Raw genomic sequence first — 19,582 nt, 5'->3', positions numbered from 1 at the left:
TGAGTCCGGGGCGGGTGCTAGGCAACCCTTGTAGGCTGGCGACTTGTGTGCTTGGATTGGATTGTGTATTTATAAGTACAATTTTCGCACGTAAAGGAGATGACAATGAACGCTAGCTTCGATAATGCCAAGACACTGTATCTTCTTGGCGCCACCTCCCTCGTTGACGATCCTTAGCCCCACTCATCCGCAAGGCCCTGTCCACGCTCAATGGTCGGCAACAACGACAATCGCCCGAAGCGACGCCGGACATGGCCAATGGCCACAAATGAAAGCTACAAAAGTTACGAAGGGGTAACGCCATGCAACTCGACTATCGCCCCCTGTGTCCCGCTCTCGGCGCCGAAGTGCGCGGCCTGGATCTCGCCGCCGGTTGCAGCGATGCGCTGTTCGATGAGATCCGGGAACTGTGGAACCGTGCCAACGGTGTGCTGGTAATTCGCGACCAGCAGATCAGCGAGGAACAGCAGATCGCCTTCAGCCGCAAGTTCGGTGAATTGCACACCTTGCAGGGCCACACTGTCACCAAGTACCTTCATCCAGACCACCCCGAGATCTATCGCGTCTCGAATAAGGTAACGAACGGCAAGCCGCAGGGTCGCAAGGGAGCCGGTACTTACTGGCACTCTGACCAATCTTACGAGAAGACTCCCGCCATGGCCTCGGTGCTCTACGCGCTGGAGATTCCGCCTTACGGCGGCGATACCGTCTATACCAGCATGTACAAAGCCTACGACGCACTATCTGACACCATGAAGCATTTCCTCGAAGGGCTCGAGGCGGTGCACGACTTTGCAGTCGCCCAGTCCGGCGGGTTCCGCAACGAGAGCGTCACCAAGGACCAACTCGATAAGGCGCCGCCGATGTCGCATCCTGTGGTACGTACCCACCAGGAAACCGGTCGCAAGAGCCTGTTCGTCAATCCCGGCTTCACCTCCCACATCGTCGGGCTCAGCAAGGAGGAAAGCCGGGCGGTACTTGAGTTCCTTTACCAGCACTGCACCAAGCCTGATTTCCAGTATCGCCACGTGTGGCAGCTCAACGATCTGGTGATCTGGGACAACCGCTGCACCATGCACTATGCAGTGATGGATTATGATGGGCTGGGCGATCGCCTGATGCATCGCTGCACGGCCATTGGCGAGGTACCACTGAAGCCGCAATCCGCCCAGGTTGCCTGAGACGAGGTATGCCGTTGGTCCTTCGGCACCCCGCCCCGCGCCGGACGATGCCGGTATGGGTGCTGGGGCTGTGGTGCTGCGGGGCCCTGTCCATCCTCTTCGATAGTGACGCGATACGCCAGCTGGCCGGGGGGATCGCGCTATGGATCGTCGTGCTTTCATGCCTGACCCGGTCCGGGTTGAACCGCGGTATCTTCCTGGTGTTGTGCGGTGCCACCCTGGCATTGAACGCCCATTCTCAGCATTGGAACGCCATTGCCGAGGGGCTGGAGCGCGCGGCGATGATCTCCGCCTTTCTCGCCAGCCTCTACGTGCTGCGTGCGGTGATCCAGACCTCGCCGAGCCTGAGTGAAGTCAATGCCTCGTTCACTGCTCTGTCGCTGCGCCCCCGACGCGGCATGGTGCAACTACTTGGCGTATGCTTCGGTGTTCCGTTGGCCGTGGGGGCCGTGAGTGTCATCGCGCCGCTGGCGACTTATCAGGACCACGACATGGATGCTCAAGAAGACATCGCCGGTTGGTCGATCCGTGGTATCGGACTGTCGGTGCTTTTCTCGCCCTTCACGGTCGCGATGGGTATTGTGACCGCCTCCCTCGGCGAACGGCTGCAGCTATGGCGGGTGCTGATGATTGGCCTCTTGTTGGCCGCTGCGCTGCTGGCGCTCAGCTTCCTTGCTGGTCGCTGTCGCTTACCCCGCCAATTGCCCGCACGTTTCTGGAAGGCCCTATGCTGGGTGTTGGCGCCTGTGCTGGGGCTGGTGGCCCTTAATCTGGTGCTGTACATGAGTATCGGCCTCAACCCGCTCCAGGGCGCCACCCTATTCATTCCACCGCTGGCACTAGGTCTCGCGCTGTGGCGTGGTGCTGGAATTCGCAGCAGGATGCTGACGCTAACCGAGGGCTATTGGCGAGATTTCGATAGCGAGATCACCATCTTTTCCGGCGCTCTGATCTTCGCGGTCGCCGTGACCTCGACGCCGGAAGTGCAAGAGTGGGTGGCTATGCTGGCGCATAGCGTCGGCGCGAATGGATTAATCGCGCTGACGGCGCTGGTGATCGCTATTCTCGCCACGCTAGGTCTGCATATGGTAGTACCGGCGACGATCACTCTGACGATGTTCGGGCCGGTCATGCCGACTGAACTGCACGTCGCTTTGCTCGGCATCGCGGCACTGGTGGGGTGGGCCTATGGTGCCATGGCGGCACTAGGATCATTAGCGTTTCTCACCGCCTGCAAGGCTTTCGCGGTCTCGCCTGCAGCCCTCGCCAAGGGCGAGAATATGCGTTTCATGGCGGTATTCATCGGGATCGCTTGCACGCTTATGCTGTTCCTGTAAGGGACATCAGTCTTGCGCGAGATACCCGGCACTTTTAGTGGCGGGAGGGATAAACTGTCCTCGTTGGAATTTGAGCCTATGATAGTGTCGCGCATTTTCAAAGTGTTGGCGTTTTACCGTTTCGGTAGGCATCTGACCCTTTGTGGTGAAATCCACTGAACAGGGTTAACTCCAGTAGAGTTGACATAGGCACCTAAGGGTTAACAACACTCATCAACCCTGAGTCAATATTTCCGCAAGCGCTTCCAGACAGAGGTCAATTTCTGCAGCGCTATTGTAGTGAGCGAGGGAGATTCGAGTCACTGCCTTCAGTCCCATCGGGCGAAGGATATTGCCAGAAAAAACATCGTCGCTTCGGGCGTGGACGCGTATCCCCCGAGCCCCGAGCTCGGCGACGACCTGCTTGGCTTCGTACCCCTCGACGGCGAACGACACCACTCCCTCGCGGTTCGGGGACTCCGCCGACCCAATCAGATGCAGCCCGGGATAGCTGCACAATCCCGGCAGGCCCGCACCGCTGTGCAGCAGTCTGTGCACCAGGGCACGCTCATGCGCTTGCATTGCCCGACTGGCGGCCACCAGGCAGTCGCGGCGTGACGTCTCCTCGGTGAAGTGACCGCCCAGCCAGGTGAGGTAGTCGACCATCGCACTGACACCGGCCATGGCTGAGGGGTCGCGGCTACCCAACTCCCAGGCATCAGCGGGCTTGCCCAACAGCCGGTCGTGCTTGACCATGCTCAGGCGATCAGAGATCCAAGCATAACCATTGTTGAAACGGCAGTACGCCTTGTAGGGCGAGATGACATAGGCGTCGACATCATAGTCATCGACGGCCAGCGTCCCGTGTGGCGCATGCTGGATACCATCGACAACAATGATGCACTCGGGGGCCACAGTCCTGATGGTTCGCACGATCTCGACGATATCCATGCTCATGCCGGTTACCGGACTGGAATGCAAAATCGTCGCGATACGGGTGTCCGGACGCACGCAGTTGGCGTAGTGCGCCGCTGTCACCTGACCAGTCTCGACATCGAAGGGGACTTCGATCCACTCGCGATTGGTGCGGCGCGCCCACTGGGCGGTAGCATCATAGGTTGCAGGGTGCTCCACCGAGCTTGCGACGATGCTGCCTCCCTCCTTGGCGGAAAGTGCCGCTGCTCGGATTACACGAAATAGACACTCTGTGCCGGTCTCACCGCCAAAGATAACGCCGCTGTTAGCGCCCATGAAGTTGGCCAGATCATTGCGTCCGGTAGAAACAATCTGCGACACGGCGCGGGAGGCGGGATTGTCGCGGTGCTCATTATCGGGAATGCCGGCGACCTTGGCGCTTTGTTCAGCGACCGACTCGAGTGTTAATGAACCACCTGCATTCTCGAAGAAGACTCGCTTGCCAGTGAAGGGGCAGGCATCGATGTGCAGGAAGGACTCCCGTATCTGGGTCAGAAGGTCATCCGGCAGGAAAACCCCCTCCGCCGGGATGGTCTGAGGTATGGACATAATGTGGGCCGAAGTAGTCGTCATGATGGATATCTCCGTCGACTCAGCAAAGGAATTCAACACTAAGGCATGACCCTGAGTCGCAACAATCGCGGCGTGGCCCATGAGAGTGGCAGTACCACAAGCCTTCTGGCGATCAATCGCTTATTTGGGGTCGGGTGGCGGGCCTGAGACAGGCTCGTCTTCCTGCCACTCTTTATCTGATGCCAATCGGTGAAAAAGCCTTGGACAGTATGAATGGTAACCTGCTCCTCACGTTTGTGTTCTTCGACAGGATCGAGTCCTTTACGGATGGCCTTCTGGGCTTCCACAGCATGCTCTCGAGCCTCGGCCAAGGAACGACGGTCCGCTTACTTATCCAGCGTCAGCTCACGCCGCTTTCCGGCGAACGTGTATCGAAGCATCCAAGAGCATGTTTACACGGCTTTTTCTGCCAGGTTGGCGCAGGACTTGTTTCCCTGGGAGGGAGGCTTCAGTCCAGGGGTGAGCGTTTGAAGTGGGGAGTACCCATAGGAAAATCGAGCCTCTTGGTGGGTAGTACACTGGTTTATTCCCCACTTTGCGCTGGCTTAAGCTGGATTTTCGTAGACAGCTATAGACAAGCAGTCAGAAATTTTTTCTCAAAAACATAGCATTATGAATTTGTGTGGATGGTAGTGGACATCACTCGATATTCTGGATCTGTTCGCGCATCTGTTCGATCAGGACCTTGAGTTCGACGGCGCTGCGGGTAGTGTCGGCGACGACCGATTTGGATGACAAGGTGTTGGCCTCGCGATTGAGTTCCTGCATCAGGAAGTCCAGCCGCCGGCCCACGGGGCCTGACTGGCCGAGTTGCCGTTCCACTTCGTTGACGTGGGTTGCCAGGCGGTCGAGTTCTTCGTCCACATCGGCTTTCTGGGCCATCAGGGTCAGTTCGGATTCCAGTCGTTGCGGGTCGAGTTCGGCACGCACGGCTTCCAGGCGTTCGAGGAGCTGGTTGCGCTGCCCTTCGATGATAGTGGGAAGGCGTATGCGTATCGCATCCACTTGCTCGCGAATACCGGCGAGGCGCGTGCGGATCAGTGTGGCCAGTTGCTCGCCTTCACGCTCCCGACCGGCAATCAGGTCGTCCAGGGCGTGTGCGAACAGGGATTGAGCGGCATGCTTGATCTGCTCGATATCGGTCTCTTCCGTGTCGATCACGCCGGGATGATCCAGCAGCGCCAGGGCATCCGGCATGGTGGCATCGGGAACCAGGCTGCGTACTTCATGCAGTGCTCGGGCCAGCTCATCGAGGCGATGGCGGTTCACGGTCACCGATGTGCCTTCGGCATTGGGAATGAATCGCAGGGTGCATTCGACCTTGCCACGTGCCAGCCGCGAACGCAGTTGATCTCGCCAGGTCGGTTCCATATCTCGTAGTGCCTCGGGCAGGCGAAAGTGCAGATCGAGATAGCGCTGGTTGACGGAGCGAAGTTCCAGTTGGAGGTTTCCCCAGTCCGCATCCTGACTGCGGCGGGCGAAGGCGGTCATGCTGTGAACCATGCGATCTCCTGGTCAAAGATGGGTGAACGTCACGAGGCTCCTGCGCGATGCGTAAGAGGAAGAGGCGGCGAGGCCATCCGGCTACGGCGAAATAGTGTAACCGATTCCTGCCCTCAAACGTGTAGAATAGGGCGCTCAATTCGTATGGCAATGGCATGAGAGGTGATATGCGCCCGAGTGGACGACAACCCGACCAGCTTCGCGAGATCCGGCTGCAACGCAACTACACTCGTCACGCCGAGGGCTCGGTGCTGGTGGCTTTCGGTGACACCCAGGTTCTCTGTAATGCCAGTGTCGAGGCCGGGGTGCCACGTTGGTTGAGAGGCAAGAACCAGGGTTGGGTGACCGCTGAATACGGCATGTTGCCACGGGCGACGCATACGCGCGGTGGCCGTGAGGCGACCCGTGGCAAACAGGGGGGGCGGACTCTGGAAATCCAGCGGTTGATCGGGCGCTCGCTGCGTGCGGCTGTGGATCTCAAGAAGCTGGGCGAGTTCACCATTACTGTCGATTGTGATGTGATCCAGGCGGATGGTGGTACGCGTACGGCTTCGATCACTGGTGGTTGCGTCGCGTTGGTGGATGCCATTCGTCACATGCAGCGGAAGAAGCAGATCAAGAGCGATCCGTTCAAACAACTCGTGAGTTCGGTGTCGGTGGGTATTTTCAAAGGTACGCCCGTCGTGGATCTGGACTATCCCGAAGACAGCGGTGCGGATACCGACATGAACGTGGTCATGACGCAGGATGGCGGCTTGATTGAGGTTCAGGGCACGGCGGAAGCGGCACCGTTCTTCCGTGGTGAACTCGATGCCATGCTCGATCTGGCCGAAGGCGCCGGACAGCAACTGTTCGCGGCTCAGAGCGATGCCCTGGATATACGGCACTGACCCACGCCAACCCGACTATCCGTCTGCCGGCTTGTGGGCCGGCAGACGAGAGGAACGGCGACGGAAAGTGGTACGTTACAGGCTCAGATCGTATTCCACGATCAACGGGGCGAATTCCGAGAAGGTGGCATCTTCATCGATCCAGGCATCGACGACATGCCGTCGGAATTGGGTGCCCACGACCTGATAGTCCAGACGCCATCCCTCCTGACGGGCCCGTGGCTGATCCTGATCCAGTGCTGGCCACCAGGTATACTCACCGGCGTCGCGGTTGACTTCCCGGAAGGCGTCGATGAAGCCGGTGGGACCAAAAACCTGGTCCATCCAGGCACGCTCTTCCGGCTTGAAACCAGGCGTGGTCTGGTTGTCGGCCCAGTTGGCCAGGTCGATGGTCTTGTGGGCGATATGCCAGGTGCCGCATATGATATATTCACGGCGTTTGCGTGCCATCTTGGCCAGGTATTCCTGATACTGTTCCATGAAGGCTGCCTTGGCATCGGGGTCGCTGCCGTCCGGCATCAGGAAACTGACGATACTGAAACGTTCGTAGTCAGCCTGGAGGAAGCGGGCTTCATTGTCACATTGAGGAAAGCCCAGCCCGTACATGATGGCCTTGGGAATCTTGCGACTGTAGATGCCGACGCCCGAGAAACCATCCTGTTCGGCGTCGAGGAAATACCCCTCATAGCCTTCCGGGTAGAGAATACTGTCATCGAGCTCGAAGCTCTTGGCCTTGAGATTCTGCACGCAGACGACGTCGGCGTCCTGGTTGGCCAACCAGTCGAGAAAGCCTCGGTCGACCGCGTCGCGGATACCATTGACATTGATGCTGGCGATTTTCATACATGTTCCCTTTTCCGTCGCGCCTGTATGATACCCGACGATTAGACGTTTAGGTAAATGGCATTAGCTTATAAAAGTGATAGGGGGTTGGGTGTCCAAGCAAATGCAGCCTTATCAGCGCGAATTCATCGAGTTTGCCATCGAGCAGGGCGTATTGCGATTCGGTGAGTTCACTCTCAAGTCAGGACGGGTGAGTCCGTACTTCTTCAACGCCGGCCTGTTCAAGAGTGGCGCCTCGCTGGCCCGCCTGGGACGTTTCTATGCCCAGGCCATTATCGACAGCGGTGTGACGGCCGATGTGTTGTTCGGTCCGGCCTACAAGGGCATACCGCTTGCGGCAACCAGTGCCGTGGCGTTGGCCGACAATCACGACTGCGATATGCCTTTCGCCTTCAACCGCAAGGAAGCCAAGGATCACGGTGAAGGCGGCAATATCGTCGGTGCCGAATTGTCTGGCCGGATCCTGATCATCGACGATGTCATCACGGCGGGAACGGCCATCGGCGAGGTCATGTCGTTGATCGATGCCGCAGGAGCCTCGGCGGCCGGTGTCGTCATCGCACTTGACCGTCAGGAGCGGGGTAGCGGAGCGACCAGCGCCATTCAGGATGTCGAGGCGCGCTATGGCATGCCGGTGATCAGTATCGTGACGCTGGATGACGTGCTGGCGTATCTCGAGCAGCATGCCGGCGAGGAATTGGCGCCGCATGCCGAGGCCGTTCGCGCCTATCGTGCCCGATACGGCGTGGCAGAGTAAACGCGATGCTCGATGTGGTGTTGTATCAGCCCGAGATCGCGCCCAATACCGGCAACTTGATCCGGTTGTGCGCCAACACCGGTTTTCGGCTGCATCTGATCGAACCGTTGGGGTTCACGCTCGATGACAAGCGGTTGCGACGAGCCGGACTGGACTACCATGAGTGGGCTCGGGTCTCTGTCCATGCGAGTTGGCCAGAGTTCATCGAAGCCGTCGAACCGGCGAGAGTTTTCGCCGTCTCGACGCGTGGGCGAAGCGGCTATCATACGCCCCGTTACCGCCAGGGCGACGCCCTGGTATTCGGCCCCGAGACGCGAGGACTGCCGCAGGCGATGCTCGATGCCCTGCCCGGGGAACAGTGCCTGCGTATTCCCATGAAGCCCAAGAGTCGCAGCCTCAATCTGTCCAATGCCTGTGCGGTGATCGTCTACGAGGCCTGGCGACAGCTTGATTTTGTCGGTGCCGATCTCGACGAGTGAAATGATGTCCACGATTCAACAGCGTCTTTCCGCTCTCAACCCGCGCCAGCAGGAAGCCGTGCGCTATATCGACGGTCCTTGTCTGGTGCTGGCCGGTGCCGGTTCCGGCAAGACCAGTGTGATCACGACCAAGATCGCCTATCTGGTACGCGAATGCGGCATGAGTGCGCGCCGTATCGCGGCGGTGACCTTTACCAACAAGGCCGCGCGCGAGATGAAGGAGCGGGTCGGGTCGATGCTCAAGGGCAAGGAAGGCCACGGCCTGACAGTGTCGACCTTTCATACATTGGGGCTCACTATCATCCGCAGCGAACTCAAGACGCTCGGCTACAAGCCGGGATTCTCGCTGTTCGATCCCGAGGATGCCAAGGCGCTATTGCGCGATCTGATGCAGAAAGACGCCCAGGTCGATGCCGACCAGATCGCGCGGGTGCAACATCGGATCTCGCAGTGGAAGAACGATCTGGTCCTGCCGGGACAAGCCCTCTCGCATGCCGCCGATGATGACGAGCAGTATGCGGCAAGAGTCTACGAAGCCTACGGGCGTCATCTGAAGGCGTATAACGCGGTCGATTTCGATGACCTGATTCTACTGCCCGTGGTGCTGTTGCGTGATGACCCTGAGGTACTGGCTCGTTGGCAGCGCCGCATTCATTACATGCTGGTCGACGAGTATCAGGACACCAACGTCAGTCAGTACCAACTGGTGAAGCTGTTGATGGCGGAGCGCCGCACCTTCACCGTGGTGGGTGATGACGACCAGTCGATTTACGCCTGGCGCGGTGCTCGTCCGGAGAACCTCGTCACGCTGGGAGAGGATTTCCCGCGCCTCAAGGTCATCAAGCTGGAGCAGAACTATCGTTCCACCGGTACGATTCTGCGTGCCGCCAATGCCTTGATTGCCTACAACCCCCACGTCTACGAGAAGGCACTATGGTCCGATATGGGGCCCGGCGTCCCGATCCGTGTGGTGGTCAATCGCCATGAAGAAGCAGAAGCCGAGCGTGTCGCCGGCGAGATCCTCACCCGGCGCATCAAGGAGCGTGCCGAGTGGCGGGACTTCGCGGTGCTCTATCGGGGCAACTTCCAGGCCCGGTTGCTGGAACTCAAGCTTCAGCACTATCAGATCCCCTATAAACTGTCCGGAGGGACCTCCTTTTTCTCTCGCAACGAGATCAAGGATGCCATGGCCTACCTGCGCCTTTTGATCAACCCGGCCGATGACAATGCGTTCCTGCGCATCGTCAACGTACCGCGTCGAGAAATCGGTCCCGGTACGCTGGAGAAGCTGGCCAACTATGCCACCGAACGTGGCGTTTCTCTGTTTGCTGCCTGCCATGAACTGGGGCTGGAACAGGTGCTGTCGACCCGGGCTGTGGAGCGGCTGGGGCGTTTCACCCACTTCATCGATGGCATACGCCGGCGCATGGATCAGGATGACGCCATCGCCGCCATCCGCGACATGCTGCGCGAGATGGACTATGAAGCCTGGCTCTATCAGAACGCCAGCTCGCCCGCCATTGCTGAACGGCGCATGGCCAATGTCTGGACGCTGATCGACCAACTCGAGAAATCACTCGATGGTGATGCCGACACGGACGCTGACAGCACAGCCACCGAAACCGACGGTGTGGAGGCTGCCATTTCACGGCTGGTGTTGCGCGATATCCTCGAACAGCAGGAAGAGGAGGACGATTCCGACCGGGTACAACTCTTGACCATGCACGCGGCCAAGGGACTGGAATTCCCGCACGTCTACCTGATGGGTATGGAGGAAGCGCTGCTACCTCATCGCAATGCGATCGAGGCCGACACCGTCGAGGAAGAGCGCCGCCTGGCTTATGTCGGGATCACCCGGGCACGACGCACGCTGACACTGACGCTGGCCAGGCAACGCAAAGCCTACGGGGAGTTGCTGGACTGCACGCCCAGCCGCTTCCTGGATGAGCTGCCCGAGGCGGATCTGGAGTGGGAAGGGCGTGCCGACAAGGAAGACCCGGAGAAGAAACAGGCCCGCGGCAAGGATGCCATTGCGGGCCTGCGATCGCTGCTGGATTGATGTGATCCGGCGTTATTCGGTTCCCTCGATCATGTAGTCGACAGCGGCTTCGACTTCTTCATCGGACAGGCCGCTGTTGCCGCCTTTGGGGGGCATGGCACCGATGCCGTTGATGGCATGCTCATAGAGCGTGGCGGTGTCCTGATCCAGCCGATCACCCCAGCCTTCTGCATCACCCAGCTTCGGCGCGCCGGCGGCACCGCTGTCGTGACAAGCGGCACAGACGTCGGCGTAGACCGCTTCACCGTCGACGTCACTTCCCCCATCACCGCTTGCGTCGTCGCTGTCCGATGCCTCGCCGTTACCGTCGTCCGCGCCATTGGACGATTCTTCCTCGTCGGTGCCGCCTTCCTCTTCGCCGTTGGACGAGTCGTCTTCACCATTGCCGCTGTCATCGTCGCCGTTGGAGGATGCCTCATCCTCTGTGGCTTCGTCGTTGTCGGTCGAGTCCTCATCGTCGCCACCGACTTCCGGCACGTCGTCCATGTGGTTCTCGACCATATGATTGACGGCGCGTTTGACATCGTTATCCGAGAGGTCTGAATTGCCCCCTTTGGGTGGCATGCTCCCAATGCCATTGATGGCGTGATCATAGAGCGTTTCGATGCCCTGTTCGGTGCGTTCCGCCCACGCATCGTCATCATCGAGTGCCGGCGCACCGGCCGTGCCGTTGTCGTGACAGGAAGCGCACACATCGCCGTAGATTTCCTCGCCGGACTGGCTGCCGTCCTCGCCATCGCTGGCAGCTTGCGCCGCCGTCCCGCAGTCGTCCCCTTCCAGGCAGACATCGCCCACGGGCTTCAAGCGTTCTTCGATAGCGTCACGAGATATGTCGGCGTGCGTGGTGGCCGATACCACCATCATCACCAGGGCGACAAGACACCCCATGATCAGATTGTTGAATCTCACTCTCACCACCTCATTATTCACGGTCTTGTAATCGGGAGCTGTTGGGTGCATCAGCGCAAAGGGTGTCAGTATAGCGGCAACCGGTTTGCCGGGAAAATGGCCAGCATATGCTCCTTTGGGCCCAGACGAAGAGGGTCGGGGTTCTCAATACCATTTGCAAACGTCTACTATATCGCCACTTCATCATCTTCAGTGAATAGAATAAAGAGGAAGCTCATGCCTCATTCCGTCCGCCTTGCAACCTTGCTGTTTGTCTCTTCCTGGTTGGGGATTCACGCCATGTCTGCTCAGGCCGAGACACGTGTGACCTACAAGTCTGCCGCCTCGGGAACGGCGTACTACCAGATGGGTGTCGAGTTGTCCGAGGCGATCAAATCGGGCACCGACGACGAGATCGTTCTGACATTGGAAGAGAGCCAGGGGTCGGTACAGAACGTGATGGAAGTGGCGGCCCGTACGGGCAACTATGTATTCACTACCCCGCCCGGGCTGGTCGAGCAGGCATTGGCGGGTGAAGGTGATTTCGCTGAACGCCCGAGCCCCAATTTCCAGGAAATCCGCGGTCTGTTCCCGATTCCGTCCATCACCATGCACTGGGTCGTGGCGAATGAGGATGGCGATGATGATGACGGAGTGATCGCGATGGAGGACCTGGCAGGGCAGGAAATTCTGATTGGCCGGGGAACCTTCGGGGCCCGCGAGGCCGAACGCTACATCGAGCTGTTCGATCTGGCGGGGGATATCGAGATCGCTGATGCGGAAATCGGTAGTGGCCCCGATGCCCTGAAGAATGGCCAGATCGATGGCTTCGTCACGGCCAGTTCCTTCCCGACTCCCAACGTGATCGAAACGGCGTCCAGTATGCCGATCAGCCTGGTGTCATTGACGGAGGAGCAGATCGAGTCAACCGGTGCAACGCCTCAGACCATTCCCGCCGATACCTATGCGGGCGTGGAGGCGGATGTCGAGACGACATCCTTGCCGGTCATTGCCTACACCACGACCCGGATGGATGACGATACCGCTTATGCGATCACCAGGACCTTCTGGGAGCGGCGTGATGCCATGGCCGAGGAGTCATCCTGGTGGGAGGTCATCGATCCCGAGATGCTCGAGAGCATGGCGGGAGAGCTGCATCCCGGTGCCTTGCGCTACTATGAGGAGGCCGGTATCGACGTGCCCGAGTCACTGCGTTGAGCGAGCACGGTTCTGACATGCTGTCCCGCCAGCTTCACCCGGGGTGGGTAGCGCTCGGTGCGATCTCGGTCCTGTTTCATCTAGGGCTGATTTTCTACGGACTGGCCCCGGCGTTGATCAGCCGGCCTATGCACATGGCCCTGGCACTGCCATGGATTCTGGTGTTCATGGCCAGGACGCGCTGGCAGCGCTGGAGTGGCTGGTTACTCACCCTGCTGGGTGTGGCGGCCTGTGGTTATATCGTTCTCAATGAGGCCGCTCTGGCCAGTCAGTACGGCTTCATCGATAACGCATGGCAGATGACCATTGGTGGATTCCTGATTCTGCTGGCGTTGGAAACGGCGCGTCGAGCTATCGGATGGCCGCTGCCGCTGGTGGCGTTATGTGCTCTGGCATATGCTTTTCTTGGCAGTCATGTGCCGGGCGAATTCGGCCATCAGGGCATGCCGACAGCGAGCCTGGTGGGGACATTGACCATTGCGGAAGGCGGGCTCTGGGGAGAGCTGACGGGCGTCAGCGTCGGTGTGGTCGCCATCTTCGTGATTTTTGGCGCCGTCCTCAACGCCGGTGAAGCCGGGCAGGGCTTCATGAACATGGCCAGTGCCTTCGCCGGTCGCCTGACGGGGGGAGCCGCCAAGGTCTCGGTCATTTCCTCGGCCCTGATGGGGTCGATTTCCGGGTCGGCCTCGGCCAATGTGGCCTCGACGGGATCGATCACCATTCCCTCGATGGTGCGGCTGGGTTATCCACGTTCGCTGGCCGGCGCAGTAGAGGCCGTGGCTTCGTCAGGTGGTCAGATCATGCCACCGCTCATGGGAGCCGGTGCCTTCGTCATGGTCGAGTTGACCGGTACGCCCTATGTCCAGATCATGGCGGCGGCGGTACTGCCGGCCTTGCTTTATTTCACGACGGTCTGGGTGGGCATCAATGCATTCGCTACCCGCCATGACTTGCGCCCCATCGCTGCCGATGATGCCCCGGCCCCCCGTGAGGTCCTGATCACGTCGCTGTTCTTTGCCGTACCTTTCGCCATTCTGCTGGAGCGTATCTTCCATGGTGGCAATACGCCCCAGTTTGCGGCCAGCATCGCTATCTTCGCCGGACTGGCTCTGTTGCTGTTCAATGTGCGGCTACAAGTTTCAGGGCGGGATTTTGGTCATCGGCTGGCTGAGGCGGCGGTAACGGCCGGGCGACAGGTGTCGGTGATTGCATCCATCATCATTTGTGCCTCGCTGGTCATCGGCGTGCTGTCGATGACAGGACTGGGGGTGAAGGTGACTTCAGCGATCCTGTCTCTCTCCCAGGAGGCGCTATGGCCGGCACTATTATTGACCGCCATTGCCTGCTTGATTCTCGGCATGGAAGTGCCGACCACGGCGGCTTATGTGATCTGCGTTTCCGTGGCTGGTCCGGCACTGACGGAGCTTGGCCTGGCGCCGTTGCTGGCACACCTTTTCGTCTTCTGGTTTGCGTTGCTATCGACCATCACGCCCCCTGTTTGTGGGGGTGTGTTCATCGCGGCCGGCATGGTCGGAGAAAACTGGCTGAAAGTCGCATTGCGCGCCATGGCACTGGGAATCGGACTCTACCTGATTCCTTTGGCGATGGTGGCCAATACCGGTGTCATCGCTCTTGCAGAGGATCTGCCCGCTGCGCTGATTGACACGGGCAAGATCGGCATAGGGCTGGTTGGTATCAGCTACGGTGTGATTGCCCGTCGGCCTGTCTGGTTGCGGCTGGCCTTGATCCTCGCGGGGGCGGCCGTCATTTTCCTGATATAGGCGCGTCATCTGAACAAGCGTGTGACGGGCGCCTCGGGCCACAGGATCCATGTCTCGTCGAGAGGTCGATGACTGAACAGTATCCAGGCATCACGAGCAGCACCAAGACGCTGCTGCATATAGAATCGTCCCGGATGCTGTCTAGCGAACTCCTCCGCGGTGATACCCGCATCGTAGCGTCCTTCCAGCAGCCCCTCGGCGACCCGAACGATGGAAGGCTCTTCGATCTGCGTCGTCCAGCCGGACAGGTCGGTGTAATGGCGAGTGGCGGGTTGCAGGCCCAACGTTGTCGGCCGAGCGATCTCGCGGCGGCACAAGAGAGCCAGTGGCTTGCTGGCCGCGATAAAGGTGTCGACGATATGGGCACGATTCATGTACTTGCCCACACAGTCGGAGTGACTGGGGTGGGCCGATACCTGCAGCACGAAATCCACGCGGTGTTCGGTCAATGCCTGAAAGGCATCGTCGAAATCCTCGAACAAGCGAATGTCGGCGTCCGGTGGTTGTCGGACATGCAGGTAACGTTGCAACACCAGTTCATGGTTACTGCCTGATGGGCCCAGAGTGGCAAAGATCATGAATGTCCCCTTTGGTGATCGTTCTCTAGTCACGAGCCCCGCGGCGCTGGACACGTCGCCGATGGGCGGGTAGCATTGTGCCCGCTTTGCAGCGATACGCCCATAGCTGCTGGGTGCAGCATGAGCAGCGTTGCCCGCATGGTGAAGCGATATCAGTCGATAAACTGAAAGCATCCGCCCTTAGCTCAGCTGGATAGAGCGTTGCCCTCCGGAGGCAAAGGTCGAAGGTTCGAATCCTTCAGGGCGGGCCAGAATCCCGAGGGCTTGCGTTAACGCGCAAGCCCTTTTTTCATGGGTGTGTCCGAATGATGCCCGTGCTCGATAACCCCTCTCCAACGGGATTCACACGCATTTCCGCAGTTGAATGAGAATTAAGTGCGTGGGATAATCTGTTTTAAATGGTTGCCCACGTCATATCCTGGCGGCCAGATTAATCCCCTAGCCAGAGAGTGAAAGGCTCTGCCATGTATAAACGACTGCTGATCGCCCTCTGCGGCGCTACCCTTGCTCTCGTCGGCACGAGTGTAACGGCCGAAGAGATTACCGTGACAGATATCGCTGACCGCCAGGTCACCGTTGACGCGCCTGTGGACCGTATGATTCTGGGCGAAGGTCGCCAGATCTATCTGCTCGGCGCGTTGCAGCCGGAGGACCCTTTCGACGGTGTGGTAGGGTGGCGGGAGGATTTCTCCCAGGCCGACCCTGATAACTATGCCGTCTATGCCGAGCAGTTTCCCGAAATGGAAGAGATACCCACCTTCGGCGGCTTCAAGGATGGCACCTTCGACGTGGAGCAGGCCGCCGCGCTGGAGCCGGACGTCGTGCTGATGAACCTCGAGGCCAGGTCGGCCACCGAGGATGCGGGCTACGACGACAAGCTCGCGGAACTCGGTATCCCCATCGTCTATGTGGACTTTCGCGAGGACCCGCTCGAGCACACCATTCCCTCCATGCGATTAATGGGCCAGTTGCTGGGCGAAGAGGAAGATGCCGAGGCTTTCATCGCCTACGTCGAGGCCCAGATGGATCGCGTCAGGGATGTCATTACCGAGTCGAATCCCGAGCGTCCCCGGGTCTTCATCGATCGCGCAGGGGGCTATTCCGAGGATTGCTGCATGAGCTTCGGCGCCGGCAACTTCGGCGAATACGTGGAGATCGCCGGCGGCAACAATATTGCCAGCGACATCATTCCCGACACCTTCGGCTCACTTAACCCCGAACAGATCCTCGCCGCCGATCCCGAGCACGTGGTGGTGACCGGAGGCAACTGGGACGCCTACGTCCCCGGCGGCGATTGGGTCGGCGTGGGGCCGGGTGCCGACATGGACGCCGCGCGTGCCAAGCTGAAGGGGCTGACCGAGCGTACTGCCATGACTGGCATCACGGCCGTCGAGAACGACGACTTTCATGCCATCTGGCACCAGTTCTACAACAGTCCCTACTACTTCGTTGCGGTGCAACAGTTGGCAAAGTGGTTCCACCCGGAACTGTTCGCCGACCTTGACCCCGAGGCGACGATGGAGGAGTTGCACGAGCGCTTCCTGCCCGTGGACTATATGCCTGGTTACTGGCTTTCTCTGAATGACCGCTAGGGTAAACACCGACATGGACGTCTCGACCACCGATCAGGTCACTGCGGTGAACGGTGTCTCCCCGGGGCAGGGCTTCTACCGTGCCCTGGTGGTCAAGCGTCAGCTTATTCTCGCGATGCTGACGCTGGCTCTGTTTTTGAGCCTGTGTATCGACCTGGCCCTGGGACCTGCCCGCTTCAGTCTGGACGAGGTGCTTGCCGGCCTGCTCACCCCAGATGCCGTCAGCCAGCAGGTCCGCGTGGTTCTGTGGGAAATCCGCATGCCGGTGGCGTTGATGGCACTGGTCGTTGGGGCCAGTCTGTCGGTTGCCGGTGCCCAGATGCAGACCATCCTCAGCAATCCGCTGGCCAGCCCCTTCACACTGGGCATTTCGGCGGGGGCAAGCTTCGGTGCCGCGCTGGCCTTGGCATTCGGCGTCGTGCTCATTCCCGCTGCTATCGAGTACGTGGTACCAATCAATGCCTTTGCCATGGCCATGCTGACGGCTTTCCTCATCCATGCGCTGAGTCTGCGGCGTGGGGTGACGATCGAGACCATTGTGCTGCTGGGCATCGCCATGGTGTTCATCTTCAATTCCTTGATGGCGCTGATCCAGTTCTTCGCCAGTCAGCAGGCCGTAGCCGCGGTGGTGTTCTGGACCATGGGCAGCCTGACCAAGGCGACCTGGCCCAAGTTGTGGATCGCTTTGGGCGTTCTCGCTGCGGTACTGCCGCTGCTGGCACGCCACGGTTGGGCGCTCACCGCCATGCGCCTGGGTGACGACAAGGCTGAGAGCCTGGGCGTGAAACCACGCGCTCTGCGCCTCGAGGTCCTGGTGCTCGTCTCGTTGCTGGCGGCCATTGCCGTGTCGTTCGTCGGTACCATCGGTTTCATTGGCCTGGTCGGACCGCATATCGCGCGCTTGCTACTGGGCGAGGATCAGCGTTTCTTCCTGCCGGGCTCAGCATTGTGCGGCGCCTTGATCCTCTCCGTCGGTTCGGTACTGTCGAAGGTCATCATTCCCGGCACCGTCATTCCCATCGGGATCATTACTTCACTGGTGGGTATCCCCTTCTTCCTGTTCCTCGTGCTCAACCGCAAGAAGGCTTCATGGTAACGCTCAAGCTAGACCGCCTTTCAGCCAGTTATGGTCGTCATCAGATCCTGGCGGAGATCAGCACCCCAACCTTCGAAGGGGGGCAGGTCGTTGCCCTGCTCGGCCCCAATGCCGCGGGGAAATCCACCCTCTTTCGACGTATCCTCGGTCTGCTCAAGGGAGCGGGGGAAGTGATGGTTGCCGGCACTACCTCGGAGCGACCCGTGGCCTACATGCCTCAGGAAACCGGTGCCAAGGCAGTGTTGACGGTCTACGAGTCGGTGCTTCTGGCACGCATGCAGGGACGAGCGCTGACAGTGCAAGCCGAGGACCTCGCCCAGGTCGACCGTGCCCTCGAGGAACTGGAGATCACCGAACTGGGCAAGCGTGATATCGGCGATCTCAGTGGTGGTCAGCGCCAGCTGGTGAGTGCCGCCCAGGCCCTGGTGCAGGAGCCTGAGATCCTGATGCTCGACGAACCGACCTCGGCCCTGGATCTCCACCGTCAGATCGGCCTGCTGACGGTTCTGAGGCGGCTGGCCCGGGAGCGCAGTATGCTGATCCTGGTGGCGCTACATGACCTGGGCCATGCCTTGCGATTCACCGATCAAGCGATGATGCTCGAGAATGGCCGCCTGATCGCCTGTGGCTCGACAGACCAGGTAGTCACCCCGACGCTTCTCCATCAGGTCTATCGCGTAGAAGCCCGCATCGAGCCTTGTTCGAAGGGCTATCCCCAGCTCATTGTCGAGCAGGCCGTCTGACGCTCCGTCCTTCCAGCGCTGCCAGGCCTGCTCCGCCGAGCACCAGGGGTAGGGCCAGCAGGAAGCCGCTGGATATCGGCAGTCCGAACACCAGCAAGTCGGCCAGGATCGGCCAGATCAGGGCGACGTACTCGAAGGGCGCCAGGCGCGACGCCTCCGCGTAACGCAGCGCCAGGGTCATGCAGATATGGGCTGCCCCGCCGAAGAGTCCCGAGAGGATCAACAACCCCAGCGTATGCCCCGTGAGCGTGGCCCAGCCCAGAGGCAGGGTGGCCAGCCCCGCCAACGCCGAAACGAGGATGAAGTAGAAGGCAATCGCACCCGCCGTCTCCGTACGCGAGATGTGACGTACCGTCAGTAGCGCTCCCGCCGACAACAGGGCCGCGAGTAATCCCAGCGCATATCCTGTCAATGAGGTGCCGCCGGCGCCCAACTCAGGTAGCACCAGTACAGCCACACCGGCCAGCGCCAGCAAGAGCGCCCCGGCACGATGGGCCGTGAACCGCTCACCCATCAGCAACACCCCGCCCAATGCCATCAGTACGGGGGTCAGCTGTGCCAGGAGTGTCGCCTCAGCCACCGGCAACAGCGCGACTGCGGCAAAGGAGGAAAACATTGCTGCCGCGCCGAGGCCCGAGCGCAACAGATGTCCCGCCGGTCGGCGGGTGGCCAGGCCGGCAGGGAACTCCCGCCGCCATGCGAGGAACACCACGATAGGCAGGAGCGCGAAGACCGACCGGAAGAAGACGGTTTGTCCCAGGGGGGCCACCGTACTCACCGCTTTGACGCATACCACCATCGCCGTGAAGAGAATGCCTGACAGCAGTCGGAGAGCGATGCCGGCCAACGGCCTGTCCGTCGTGTTTTCCATGGACACGGTTTTCCTTGGATTCTTGACTGGCCGAGAGTCCTGCTGACTTCCCGTTGGTGGATTTCTGTCGGTATCTTATGCGTCGTCCTTGCGCTCTGGAAGCCCACATCGAAAAAAGATCTTCCTATGACCAGGCTCTGTCGACTGGTCCGATGGCGTTGCTTCTATGAACGTGATGCTTGCCGTGCATGAGCAGGCTGGCTGAGTCGGGAGCCTGGGCCTGGCTGATATCGCGACGA

The 19,582-nt window shown here is 60.0% G+C and carries 17 protein-coding genes and 1 tRNA gene; 12 read left to right on the top strand and 6 right to left on the bottom strand.

What is annotated here, in order from left to right:
* Positions 1–302 precede the first annotated feature (302 nt).
* Together BLW01_RS06590 and BLW01_RS06585 are read left to right on the top strand one after the other, a co-directional pair.
* On the top strand, positions 303–1,181 hold the full coding sequence (locus BLW01_RS06590; protein ID WP_092568716.1) for a TauD/TfdA dioxygenase family protein: 879 nt from the start codon (positions 303–305) through the stop codon (positions 1,179–1,181).
* Between the two features lie 8 nt (positions 1,182–1,189).
* The gene (locus BLW01_RS06585) at positions 1,190–2,518 is read left to right on the top strand and encodes a hypothetical protein (RefSeq protein WP_092568715.1); all 1,329 of its coding nucleotides are present in this window, start codon (positions 1,190–1,192) and stop codon (positions 2,516–2,518) included.
* A gap of 213 nt (positions 2,519–2,731) precedes the next feature.
* On the opposite strand, the gene BLW01_RS06580 is transcribed toward BLW01_RS06585, so the two are convergent.
* Together BLW01_RS06580 and BLW01_RS06575 are read right to left on the bottom strand one after the other, a co-directional pair.
* Entirely contained in the window at positions 2,732–4,045 is a 1,314-nt protein-coding gene (locus tag BLW01_RS06580; RefSeq protein ID WP_229806436.1) for an aminotransferase class V-fold PLP-dependent enzyme, read from the bottom strand.
* 639 nt (positions 4,046–4,684) lie between these two features.
* Positions 4,685–5,548 (bottom strand): YicC/YloC family endoribonuclease, encoded by an 864-nt coding sequence (locus BLW01_RS06575; protein WP_092568713.1) that lies wholly within the window; start codon positions 5,546–5,548, stop codon positions 4,685–4,687.
* 167 nt (positions 5,549–5,715) lie between these two features.
* Between BLW01_RS06575 and rph the strand changes: the two genes are divergently transcribed.
* Positions 5,716–6,438 (top strand): ribonuclease PH, encoded by a 723-nt coding sequence (gene rph / locus BLW01_RS06570; protein ID WP_175529788.1) that lies wholly within the window; start codon positions 5,716–5,718, stop codon positions 6,436–6,438.
* A gap of 75 nt (positions 6,439–6,513) precedes the next feature.
* Here rph and BLW01_RS06565 read toward each other — a convergent pair whose 3' ends face one another.
* Positions 6,514–7,281, bottom strand: coding sequence for an exodeoxyribonuclease III (locus BLW01_RS06565; RefSeq protein WP_092568711.1), 768 nt, complete (start codon positions 7,279–7,281; stop codon positions 6,514–6,516).
* A gap of 103 nt (positions 7,282–7,384) precedes the next feature.
* Between BLW01_RS06565 and pyrE the strand changes: the two genes are divergently transcribed.
* From pyrE to rep, 3 genes are read left to right on the top strand one after another with little or no spacing between them, the layout of a single operon-like run.
* Positions 7,385–8,038 carry an orotate phosphoribosyltransferase gene (gene pyrE / locus BLW01_RS06560; RefSeq protein ID WP_092568710.1) on the top strand — a complete coding sequence of 218 codons (654 nt, stop codon included), beginning with the start codon at positions 7,385–7,387 and terminating at the stop codon, positions 8,036–8,038.
* 5 nt (positions 8,039–8,043) lie between these two features.
* A complete protein-coding gene (trmL, locus tag BLW01_RS06555; RefSeq protein ID WP_092568709.1) occupies positions 8,044–8,517 on the top strand; it encodes a tRNA (uridine(34)/cytosine(34)/5-carboxymethylaminomethyluridine(34)-2'-O)-methyltransferase TrmL in 474 nt (157 codons plus the stop codon).
* A 1-nt stretch (position 8,518) separates the two neighbouring features.
* Entirely contained in the window at positions 8,519–10,576 is a 2,058-nt protein-coding gene (rep, locus tag BLW01_RS06550) for a DNA helicase Rep (RefSeq protein WP_092568708.1), read from the top strand.
* Positions 10,577–10,588: 12 nt separating this feature from the next.
* Here rep and BLW01_RS06545 read toward each other — a convergent pair whose 3' ends face one another.
* Entirely contained in the window at positions 10,589–11,485 is an 897-nt protein-coding gene (locus BLW01_RS06545; protein WP_229806434.1) for a c-type cytochrome, read from the bottom strand.
* Positions 11,486–11,701: 216 nt separating this feature from the next.
* Here BLW01_RS06545 and BLW01_RS06540 point away from each other — a divergent pair, with 216 nt between their 5' ends.
* A complete protein-coding gene (locus BLW01_RS06540; protein WP_092568706.1) occupies positions 11,702–12,682 on the top strand; it encodes a TAXI family TRAP transporter solute-binding subunit in 981 nt (326 codons plus the stop codon).
* A 17-nt stretch (positions 12,683–12,699) separates the two neighbouring features.
* Positions 12,700–14,463: a TRAP transporter permease gene (locus BLW01_RS06535; protein WP_092568705.1), complete on the top strand. Its 1,764-nt coding sequence runs from the start codon at positions 12,700–12,702 to the stop codon at positions 14,461–14,463.
* Between the two features lie 5 nt (positions 14,464–14,468).
* On the opposite strand, the gene BLW01_RS06530 is transcribed toward BLW01_RS06535, so the two are convergent.
* Positions 14,469–15,041 carry a hypothetical protein gene (locus BLW01_RS06530; protein ID WP_092568704.1) on the bottom strand — a complete coding sequence of 191 codons (573 nt, stop codon included), beginning with the start codon at positions 15,039–15,041 and terminating at the stop codon, positions 14,469–14,471.
* A 174-nt stretch (positions 15,042–15,215) separates the two neighbouring features.
* Between BLW01_RS06530 and BLW01_RS06525 the strand changes: the two genes are divergently transcribed.
* The 4 genes from BLW01_RS06525 to BLW01_RS06510 all read left to right on the top strand — a co-directional run bounded on the left by BLW01_RS06525 (position 15,216) and on the right by BLW01_RS06510 (position 18,472).
* Positions 15,216–15,292, top strand: a tRNA-Arg gene (locus BLW01_RS06525).
* A gap of 294 nt (positions 15,293–15,586) precedes the next feature.
* The gene (locus BLW01_RS06520; protein WP_229806433.1) at positions 15,587–16,633 is read left to right on the top strand and encodes an ABC transporter substrate-binding protein; all 1,047 of its coding nucleotides are present in this window, start codon (positions 15,587–15,589) and stop codon (positions 16,631–16,633) included.
* Positions 16,634–16,646: 13 nt separating this feature from the next.
* Entirely contained in the window at positions 16,647–17,729 is a 1,083-nt protein-coding gene (locus tag BLW01_RS06515; RefSeq protein ID WP_092568702.1) for a FecCD family ABC transporter permease, read from the top strand.
* Entirely contained in the window at positions 17,723–18,472 is a 750-nt protein-coding gene (locus BLW01_RS06510; protein WP_092568701.1) for an ABC transporter ATP-binding protein, read from the top strand. The genes BLW01_RS06515 and BLW01_RS06510 overlap by 7 nt, the downstream gene beginning before the upstream one ends.
* Here BLW01_RS06510 and BLW01_RS06505 read toward each other — a convergent pair.
* Entirely contained in the window at positions 18,450–19,343 is an 894-nt protein-coding gene (locus tag BLW01_RS06505; RefSeq protein ID WP_092568700.1) for a DMT family transporter, read from the bottom strand. The two genes, BLW01_RS06510 and BLW01_RS06505, sit on opposite strands and share 23 nt — an antisense overlap.
* Positions 19,344–19,582: the final 239 nt, after the last annotated feature.

This window comes from Aidingimonas halophila (assembly GCF_900106955.1).
GTDB classification, from domain to species: Bacteria; Pseudomonadota; Gammaproteobacteria; order Pseudomonadales; family Halomonadaceae; genus Aidingimonas; species Aidingimonas halophila.
Note: the sequence above shows the minus strand (reverse complement) of the source record. Positions and strands in the feature narration are given on the sequence as shown.